This is a genomic window from Pedobacter sp. 10L46_2 (assembly GCF_056395165.1).
In genome coordinates, this window is the sequence record NZ_JBFTIZ010000139.1 from 1 (window position 1) to 9,997 (window position 9,997).

Annotated in this window: 8 protein-coding genes; 4 read left to right on the plus strand and 4 right to left on the minus strand. The window is 39.7% G+C overall.

Annotation, left to right across the window (positions count from 1 at the left end; translation table 11 throughout):
- A partial coding sequence (locus AC1DDX_RS15670; RefSeq protein ID WP_477622243.1) for a S9 family peptidase occupies positions 1-1,625 on the plus strand: 1,625 nt, incomplete at its 5' end.
- Between the two features lie 171 nt (positions 1,626-1,796).
- Here AC1DDX_RS15670 and AC1DDX_RS15675 read toward each other — a convergent pair.
- The 3 genes from AC1DDX_RS15675 to AC1DDX_RS15685 form a co-directional block, all read right to left on the minus strand.
- Positions 1,797-2,516, minus strand: a complete 720-nt coding sequence (locus AC1DDX_RS15675; protein WP_172660056.1) for a YoaK family protein — start codon at positions 2,514-2,516, stop codon at positions 1,797-1,799.
- Positions 2,517-2,561: 45 nt separating this feature from the next.
- On the minus strand, positions 2,562-3,374 hold the full coding sequence (locus tag AC1DDX_RS15680) for a Crp/Fnr family transcriptional regulator (RefSeq protein ID WP_337716775.1): 813 nt from the start codon (positions 3,372-3,374) through the stop codon (positions 2,562-2,564).
- Between the two features lie 211 nt (positions 3,375-3,585).
- Positions 3,586-4,185, minus strand: coding sequence for a methyltransferase domain-containing protein (locus tag AC1DDX_RS15685; RefSeq protein ID WP_172660059.1), 600 nt, complete (start codon positions 4,183-4,185; stop codon positions 3,586-3,588).
- Positions 4,186-4,640: 455 nt separating this feature from the next.
- Here AC1DDX_RS15685 and AC1DDX_RS15690 point away from each other — a divergent pair, with 455 nt between their 5' ends.
- Complete coding sequence (locus AC1DDX_RS15690; protein WP_172660060.1) at positions 4,641-6,149, plus strand: sulfatase family protein; 1,509 nt, start codon at positions 4,641-4,643, stop codon at positions 6,147-6,149.
- Between the two features lie 105 nt (positions 6,150-6,254).
- Here AC1DDX_RS15690 and AC1DDX_RS15695 read toward each other — a convergent pair whose 3' ends face one another.
- Complete coding sequence (locus tag AC1DDX_RS15695) at positions 6,255-6,863, minus strand: RNA polymerase sigma factor (RefSeq protein ID WP_288879135.1); 609 nt, start codon at positions 6,861-6,863, stop codon at positions 6,255-6,257.
- Between the two features lie 222 nt (positions 6,864-7,085).
- Between AC1DDX_RS15695 and AC1DDX_RS15700 the strand changes: the two genes are divergently transcribed.
- Entirely contained in the window at positions 7,086-8,249 is a 1,164-nt protein-coding gene (locus AC1DDX_RS15700) for a FecR family protein (RefSeq protein ID WP_337716778.1), read from the plus strand.
- A gap of 234 nt (positions 8,250-8,483) precedes the next feature.
- The coding region (locus AC1DDX_RS15705; RefSeq protein ID WP_477622244.1) for a SusC/RagA family TonB-linked outer membrane protein at positions 8,484-9,997 on the plus strand (1,514 nt) is incomplete at its 3' end.

Genomic DNA, 9,997 nt, shown 5'->3' on the forward strand with positions numbered 1-9,997 from the left:
ATGCTGAATTCAGTTGGTCGCCCGATAGCAAAAATGTTGTAGGATACCTGGTGAATCCAAAGAAGATAGATAGTGTTTATTATGTGCTGAGCGCAGTAACAGGAACAACCAGAGGACAGTTAAAATCACATGAGTATGCGCAGCCGGGGGACGTCTTCACCAGTTACGAGCCTTTTATTTTCAATATTACAACTAAGAAGATAATAAAGGTAGATACAGAGCAAATCGATTTTTTTGAACCACAACCTCTGCATTGGCGGAATAATGACAACAGATATTATCTCTATGAAAAAGTAGATCGTGGCCACCAGCGTTTTAGAGTGATTGAAGTAGATGTACAAACGGGGAAAACCAGGAATATTATAGATGAGAAGGCAAAAACTTTTATTTATGAAGATCGCATTTACACACGCTATCTGCCCAAAACCAATGAAGTAATTTGGACAAGCGAGCAAGACGGTTATCGCCATATTTATCTGGTAAATACGCTAACGGGGAAACAATTTCAGGTTACAAAGGGGGATTTTGTAGTACGTGATATTGATAGCGTTGACGTGGAGAAAAGGGAGATATGGTTTACTGCCAGTGGTGTGAATAAAAAAGAGGACCCTTATTTTTTACATCAGTACAGGGTTAATTTTAACGGTAAAAATACGATAGCACTCAATCTTGAGCAGGGCAATCACCGGGTAGTATTTTCTCCCGACAGAAACTACTATGTGGATACCTATTCACAGATCAATGTTGCGCCAGTAACTGTTGTTAAAAGAACTGCAGATGCCAAAAGCATCATGGAATTAGAGCGGGGTACTACCACTGGTTTTACAGAAGCAGGGCTTAAATTACCTGAGGTATTTGTTGCTAAAGGAAGAGATGCCAAAACAGATATTTGGGGAGTAGTATGGCAGCCATCGAAAATGGATAATAGTAAGACCTATCCCGTTATTGAATATATTTACGCAGGCCCTCAGGATAGCTTTGTACCCAAGAATTTTACGCCTTATAGCGAAATGCAGAGCCTTGCTGAACTGGGTTTTATTGTTGTGCAGATGGATGGTATGGGTACTGCAAACCGCTCAAAAGCTTTTCACGACGTATGTTGGAAAAATCTGGCTGATGCAGGATTTCCGGATCGTATTTTATGGATAAAGGCAATGGCACAAAAATATCCTAACGCAGATATCAGCAGAGTGGGTATTTATGGCACTTCAGCTGGGGGGCAAAATTCAACGGGCGCTTTGCTGTTCCATCCAGAATTTTATAAAGCTGCGGTATCGGCTTGCGGATGTCATGATAACAGGATAGATAAGCAATGGTGGAATGAGCAATGGATGGGTTATCCGGTTGGCCCTCATTACGATGAGCAGTCCAATATCACTAATGCAGCAAAATTACAAGGTGATTTGTTTCTGATTGTTGGCGAGGCCGACGAAAATGTGCCACCTGAATCTACTTACCGCTTGGCTGATGCCTTAATCAAAGCAAACAAAGATTTTGAATTACTATCTATACCTGGAATGGGGCACAGTGATGGTGGTGCATACGGAAGGCGAAGAAAAAGAGATTTTTTTGTAAAGCATTTACTGCACGCCGAGCCACCCAAACGTAATGTTGTGATTAATTAATTGCATATGCTCCATTTTAAGAGCTAACTATGTTAATATAGCTTAACCAGTTGTTAATATTATAGAACTCATTTCTTTGAAGACTAGAACTACACCTACTATTGTAGGTAAATTCATGATTTACGTACTGGATCCCTTAGGATCGATTGCATTTATGCATACGTTTAATTGTTATTTGTAACGACGCATCACACGAATAACGTGAAAGCGGAAATAATCATAGAATAAGGCAGTCATTAGAAAAAAAATGGGCATTAGAAACGCGTCAAATTGATATTGCAGGAATAAAAATGTACCCATAACTCCACCAAAGAGAAAGGAAGTAATAATGACCACTCTAAGCAAGATGCGCCGTTGTATCCTTGCAGTTAATTTCAAAGGTTGAATAACGGCGATAGAGAGATCTGTCCCCAGATCAGTAAACATCCCTGTAAGATGGGTGGTCCTCACTACCGAACCAGAGATCATCGAGACCAATGCATTCTGCATACCCATGGCAAATAGTAAACTGCCTGCAAAATATTCAGTTTCATGTAGAGAACTATTGTAGCTATGGCAGGAAATGGTAACAGTTGCTAATATCGCTATAATGATCCCGATAGGTAGTAGGTAGGCTGAAGATTTTTCTCTTCCAATCGCTTCTATGCATATACCTGAAGTAAATGCTCCTGTTAAAAACAACAAAAACCAGAGTGCAACAATACCTGCGGCTCTAAAATCTGCTTCAGCAAGGTTAACTGCAAATAATGCAGCATGTCCTGTTACATTTGTCGTTAATACTCTGAATGCCAGAAAGCCAGCACCGTTAATAAATCCTGCATTTAGACAAAGCAAGATAGCAAGTCTGAGATTGTGATTAAAGGTTCTTTTTTGTCCTGTATGTCTGAGCATAGGTGGATAGTTTTTTGCGAATTAGCCTGGTCAATTTTGCCGAGCTTAACTTCTATTAGATCTCCGAACGAGTTTTTCAATATCCTGTATCCAGATTTTCCGACCTTGTGTTTTAATCATACCCTCAGCTTTAAACTCCTTCAATAGTCTAATTACATTTTCTTTAGCTATACCTGCTATACCAGCAAGATCACTTCTGGATATATCTATTACAATTGTCTCTCCATAGGAAAGGCCGGCTTTTGATTTTTCTCTGAATACAATCAGTGCAATTGCGAGTCTTTCAGCCGCTGAGGCGTCGGAAAATGCTGAAATATTGTTTACGAATACGGTAAACTCATGGCTCAATGCCTTTAATAGACTCGTAGCAAACTGTGGGTTACGTTGAAGAATTTCAAAGAAATCTTCTTTTGGTATAAAGCTGATTAAACTTTCTTCAAGCACTGCAGCTGAATCCTGATGCCGTTCTTCAGATAAAATGGCATGATATCCAATTAGTTCTCCCTTATTAGCCACATAAATGATCTGCTCTTTGCCAGTAGCCCCTTTTTTATACTTTTTAACTTTTCCTGAATGGATATAGTAAAGTCCGGAGGGCATCATCCCTTCCTTGAATATAATTTCACCTTTTCTATATTTCTGAATATCCTGTTTGCCTATTAAAAAGATATAATCTTGCTCATTAAGCATATTAAGGACTGAACGGGTAGAGAACAACCATTTTTCAATCGGGAAAAGACCTTCCAAACTCATGTGTACAAAGTTAGCATAATAAAGTGCTCTTAATACCGCCTGTATTTCCTTAAAATACTTGCTTTTTCGCGCAGACAAATCAGAGCATAGCGAAAGCAACTCCATTGTGTACTTGTTAAATCCATTGGAGAAAGTTCTTCTATAGTGATTTCCAATTTACTGAAGCATTGAGATACGGGTAAACCATGGACTGCCGCTATCCTGGAAATATCCAGTATCACAGATTCCACTTGAGCATAGTTTTGCATGCTTGAGATCTGGTAAATCAAGGAGTCTACCATCTCATTTATTGTCATCTTTTTATTAATGGAATAGGTCATTCTTTGATATACATCTTAAGATATTGGTTAAAACTCGCCTCTATTAACTGATAATCTGCGGGTATCTCTGCATCACTTCCATGGTAAGTTACCAGTCTTGTTCCACTTGGTTTGTTATCTAGTATTTTGTAAAAGATATTGGCGTAATAATTATACAAACTTGCTGAATACTGTATAGAATTATCAATTCGTCCATAGGTGTACAGGTTTTCAGCAAAGGAATTGAAAAAGTACAGGCCATTATAATTACTGAAATCGAGCTCAGTGAAATTACCATGCATGAAGTGTATATTGAGTTCAGAAGGACTGTTTTTCCTGGACATCAGCGCAATTTCATGGAGATCCCTTCGTTGTTCAATACCATAGAAATCACAATCTGGATAACGCTGGGCAGCAGTAATACAAAATTTTCCGATACCACTGCCAATATCAATGATCTTGCTATTTGGTTTATCACTGAGAAAGGCTGCGGAGGCCATAATTACATCCACAGGGCTCCAATGAATACGGGAGAGCTTCTTCATTCTAGGAGATAGCTGGCTATCATAGATCTCGTCGTTTGAATAGTGTGTTGTAGAAAGAGTTGAAGTGCTCATGTCTTAATTTGTTATGGCGAATTTAAGGCAAGGAGTCAATGGATTCCACAACAAAAGATCACTAAAAAAAATGATAAAAGTCATTATTTGAAGTAGGATTGCATGGGATTGATTACTCTTTCTAGCATCAAAGCCTACATATGGGTTTGTCTTATAGCCATATCAGGACGTGACAAGACTTCCGACATTTGTGTGTTGATAGGGCGTTGATAGGGCGTTTATAGGGCCTTGCTAGGGTCTTAGTAGGGCTAATTACCCTATCAAAGCCTTGGAGACGCCCTAGAAAGGCCTTCTTATCTAATGGTTAACCCGCTTAAACATTTTTCAGCGCTGGAAAAAGAAACATTAAATATCAATTCTAGATTTATTGATGTAAAGAACGTTATCTAATATTTTGTAATTTGGGCGGGGGGAAAGTATAAGCGTGCTATCAACCCCGACCTAAAATAATAAAAATGAAAAAAATATTAGTTATTCTATTGTCCCTCATGGCTAATTTAAGTTTTGCCCAAAGAGGAGAGAAGCCAAATGTTATCTATATATATGCTGATGACCTTGGCTACGGCGATTTGAGTTGTTATGGTGCTACCCGAATAAAGACACCAAATTTAGATAAACTTGCTGCATCTGGTATCCGTTTTACTGATGGACATTGTACTTCGGCCACATGCACACCTTCACGTTATGCTTTAATGACCGGTGAGTATCCATGGCGTAAAAAAGGAACTGGCATTTTGCCGGGAGATGCCGCATTAATTATACCTACCGATAAAACTACCTTACCTAATCTCTTTAAAAAAGCAGGCTACCAAACTGGTATTGTGGGTAAATGGCATCTGGGACTTGGTGATGCCGTTGCGAAAGATTGGAATAATGAAATTAAGCCTGGACCAAATGAGGTTGGTTTTGGTTATTCCTTTATCTTTCCGGCTACAGCCGATCGTGTCCCTACTGTTTTCCTGGAAAATCATAATGTGGTTGCATTGGATCCTAAAGATCCGATAAGTGTTAATTATGTAGAGAAAGTGGGTGATGAGCCAACGGGTAAAGAACATCCGGAGTTGTTAAAATTGCAATCTTCGCCAGGGCAGGGCCATAACAATACGATTGTGAACGGGATTGGCCGTATTGGTTACATGAGTGGAGGAAAACTTGCACGCTGGGTGGATGAGGAGGTTTCTTCAACCTTTTTAATCAAGGCCAAGGATTTTATTCAAAAAAATCAAAAAGATCCCTTCTTTTTATATTTTGCTTTAACCGAGCCTCATGTACCACGGATGCCTGCAACAATGTTTCGTGGCAAAAGTGGTTTAGGTTTACGCGGAGACGCTATTTTACAGTTGGACTGGACCGTGGGAGAGATTATTAAACAGTTAAAGGAAGCTGGACTGGACAAAAATACCATGATTATTTTTTCAAGTGATAATGGCCCCGTCCTGGATGATGGTTATGAGGACGAAGCAGTGACCAAACTAAATGGCCATACACCTACAGGTGCTTTTAGGGGTGGGAAATACAGCATATTGGAAGCTGGAACCAGAGTGCCATTTATTGTAAGCTGGCCAGGAAAAATAAAGCCACAACAGGTTTCTGCAGCTACTGTAAGCCAGATTGATTTATTAGCCTCATTCTCAGCACTGCTCGGCCAGCCGATACCCGCAGGAGATGCACCTGACAGCGAAAATACCATTGATGTATTTCTTGGTCAATCTAAAAAGGGAAGGTCTGTCTTGATAGAACATGCAAATACGCTTTCGATAGTAAAAGATGGCTGGAAGTATATTGAGCCTGGTGATGGGCCAGCCTATAACAAGCTGGTGGGCATAGAAATGGGCAGTTTAAAAGAGGCGCAGCTGTATAACCTGAAAACTGATGAGGCAGAGAAAAATAATCTTGCTGCCAAATATCCAGATAAAGTGAAAATGCTTAAGGGTTTATTGACGACTATAAAAGATAAACCCTGAGAAAGTATGTTAAGCTATTGCTTTCGCAATTGTTAAGCAATCTCGTGAGCAATAGCTAAGCGGGTGTTCATGTCCTATACTGAAATACGTTTACAGATTTAAAAGCTAAAAAAGAGAGAGTACAAACAGGCAAAAAATGATAATTCTTTCTGTGTGACCAAAGAAATAACTTCGAAGAAGTCTCAGTGCCTTTCGCATGTGCTGTTCAACGGTGTTTTCGGAAATATGCAACTCTGAAGCGATTTCTTTGTTCGTGAGATGATGGTTGCGGCTAAGGTTAAAAACGCTTCTGCATCTTAACGGGAGCTTTTCTATCTGAAATATCAGCTGTTGTTCCAGTTCTTTGGATTCAATTGTCTGTAAAGTGGAATTGTCTGTTTCTGTAAAAATATGAGAGCTATGTTCCTCATACCTTTTTAACAGTTTTTCTCTTCGGTAATGATCTATGATCTTATGTTTAACAATGGTATACAGAAATGCAGAAAGGTTGATAATTTGATTGGCCGTTTTTTTCCTGGTAAATAATGTCAAAAAAGTTTCCTGAATAATTTCCTCAGATAACTCTCTGCTCCGGGTTTTGCTCAATGCAGCCGACAGCAAACCGACAGCATACCTTTTGTATAGCACTTCAAAAGCATTATCCGCTCCATTCTGCCATAGCAATATCAATTCTGCATCACTAAGCTCCACAGGCATAACTCTATATTTGGTCAACGAAAATCCTCAAAAATTAATTATCAGTGCAGGCGAAAGATGCCTGTATCCATTAATACGAAAATAAGCAACATAATTATCATAACTGTCCTTTACTATCCTGCCCTGTCATTGGGTAAATCAGCCAAGTGATACATGAATCTAAAAAAAAATAAAGAAGGGATAACGGTTGGATAATTTTCGTACGTCTTACCATTATAAGCACACCCCGATAGATCATTTATGGATAGCGAAAGGTTACAATATTTATTTGAACGATATCAGGCTTCCAGCTGTACTGAGGAGGAGTTGGAGGAACTTAATGACTGGTACGAAAAATTAGGTGCTGGCAATGGGCAGATTGAGCATTGGATTAACCAGGCAGGAGGTGAGGAGCAGTTGACAGAAGAGTTGTATCGTAATTTTAACAAAAGGAAAAATATACAAAAGAGACATCAGCTGTCTAGCTGGTCGTGGAAAGTATCAGCCGCCGCGATTTTGATTTTGCTTGGTACAGGACTTTTGTTTTACAAGTTTTTCCCCGGCCGCTCAGAGATTCCTGCTGAACTAGCGCAGGTTCCGATACCGCCAGGAAAGAACAAAGCAATGCTAACACTCGCTGATGGAACAAAAATTATTCTTGATGAAAGTAATAATGGAGCGATTTTCCACAAGAATGGGGTTTTGATTACTAAAACGGATAGCGGAAGTTTGGTCTACCATAATGAAAAAAATCCGGTAGTTACATCAGATAAAATGGCCTATCATACCTTATATGTACCAAGAGGAGGGCAGTATAAGGTAAAGCTGCCTGATGGAACTAATGTTTGGATGAATTCTGAATCTACACTTTACTTTCCAATTACTTCTAATGGGAAAGATCGTCAGGTACGTTTAACCGGAGAGGCTTACTTTGAGGTAGCTCATAATAAGCGACAGCCTTTTAAGGTACAAACCGGAGATCAGTTGGTAAGTGTATTGGGGACTCATTTTAACGTAAAAGGATATCCAGGGGATGCTGATATTGCCACCACCTTATTGCAGGGCAGTGTTCGTATTAGTAAGTTGTCCACCGGTCAAGCCAAAATGCTGCTACCCGGTCAGCAATCGAATCTTAAAGAAAGCGGAAAAGATATTGAAATCGCTTATGTCAAAACCGATCAGGCAATTGCCTGGAAAAACGGTTATTTTTTGTTTGACAACCAGGATATTAAAAGTGTGATGAAGACTATCAGCCGTTGGTATAATGTAGATATTACCTATAACAATCGCTTAGGGAATGACCGGTTTGGAGGTACTTTCTCCAGAAATGCAAACCTGTCTGAGCTCCTTGCAAACCTACAGGAACTTGGGGGTGTCCGTTTTCAGGTTACCAACCGAAATATCATTGTCAGTAGTAGCCAATAAATTTTATATAACTAAAGCTAAAGAAAGGAGTAAGATGTGTAATTACTAATGAAAAATTAGGACACCAAGAACCAAGGACGTTTGAGCCGCCCTTGGTATGCCAGAGTGAACTGGAGCGGAGGTCTGATCAAACTAAACGAATAATTTAAAAAACCAACCAACCAAATGTATAAAAAAAATACTGAAATAGTTTTCAGGAGGGATTCCTGTATGTTTCGACTAATATCCCTAAAGATGAGACTAACCTATATGTTATTGTTTTTTAGTGTTTTTCAGCTCAGGGCCGAAAGCTTTGCGCAGAAAATAAGTATATCTGTTCAGAACGCACAGATAACGGATGTCATCTCCGAGCTTAAGAAGCAGACAGATTTTGATTTCCTTTACAACAATGCCACGCTAAAAAATGCTAAACCGGTTACTCTGGATATTAAAAATCTCGATCTGAAAAAGGTTCTGGATCTTTGTTTTGAAAAACAACCGTTTGACTATAAAATCAGAAATAAAACGGTACTGATTACAGCTAAAAGGCGTTGGGATAATACGCTCTGGCCAGCTGTTGAAAAATGGCAGGTGCTTAAGGGGGTTGTCAGGGATTCTGCCACAAATGAAACGCTGATAGGGGTGTCAATCATGGTTGAAGGAACAAAGACAGGGGCGGTAACTGATAAGGATGGTAATTTTACCATCAGCCATCCCGAGCCAAATTTTGTTTTGGTGATTTCCTATTTAGGTTATCGTACCGAAAAGATATCCATTAGCGGTCAACAATCTATCGAGATTAAAATGAGTAAGATGAACACCAGCCTGAATGAGGTTGTTGTTGTGGGCTATGGTACAAGAGTTAAAGGGGCAATCACTGGTGCCATTTCAACGGTCAAGTCTGATGTATTTGAGAATCGCCCGCTTAACAATAGCCTGGATGCATTGCAGGGTACTGTACCCGGATTGACAATTACTAAGGGTAGCGGACAACCTGGAAATCAAAGCTACGGCATTAAAATCCGTGGCTATTCTTCAGTAAACGAAAGTAATCCTCTGATGTTGATTGACGGTATCCCTGGTGATATTGATAACATCAATCCAAATGACATTGCTGAAATCTCTGTGCTAAAAGATGCTTCTGCGGCCATTTACGGCGCGCGCGCGGCAGATGGAGTGATCATTGTAACCACAAAAAAAGGAAAAAGCGGAAAACCGGAAATTACCTATAGTGGTACAGTAGGTCTGAAAACGCCGACTTACCTTAGGAAGATTCAGAACACGCTGGAATATGCTGAATTTATGGATGAGGGCCTTCGTAACGCTGGTATCAATGGGTTTCCACAAGAGGTATTTGATAAAATCAGGGCCAATGCAGCACCAGAACTTGATGGTGGCTGGAATTATGGAATCACTAGCTATCCTGGTTTTTATGGTTATACGGACTGGAACAAAGAAATCTATAAAAATTCTACTCAGCAACTACATAACCTTTCCATATCAGGTGGCGGGGAAAACAATAATTATGTAGTATCTATGGGCTACAATAAAGATGAAGGATCACTCCGGTTCGGAGAAAACAATTCGGAAAGGTATAACCTTCGACTCAACTATGATTTTCGACTGACCCCTAAGTTCAACTTTGAAACAAGAACCAGTTTTGAGAATAAGTCTACCATTACACCAACTATGCTTGGAAATGCGCTGACCAATGTTACCCGCCAGTTCCCATATCAGCCGGTGCGCAACCCAAATGGGCAGTTCTATGG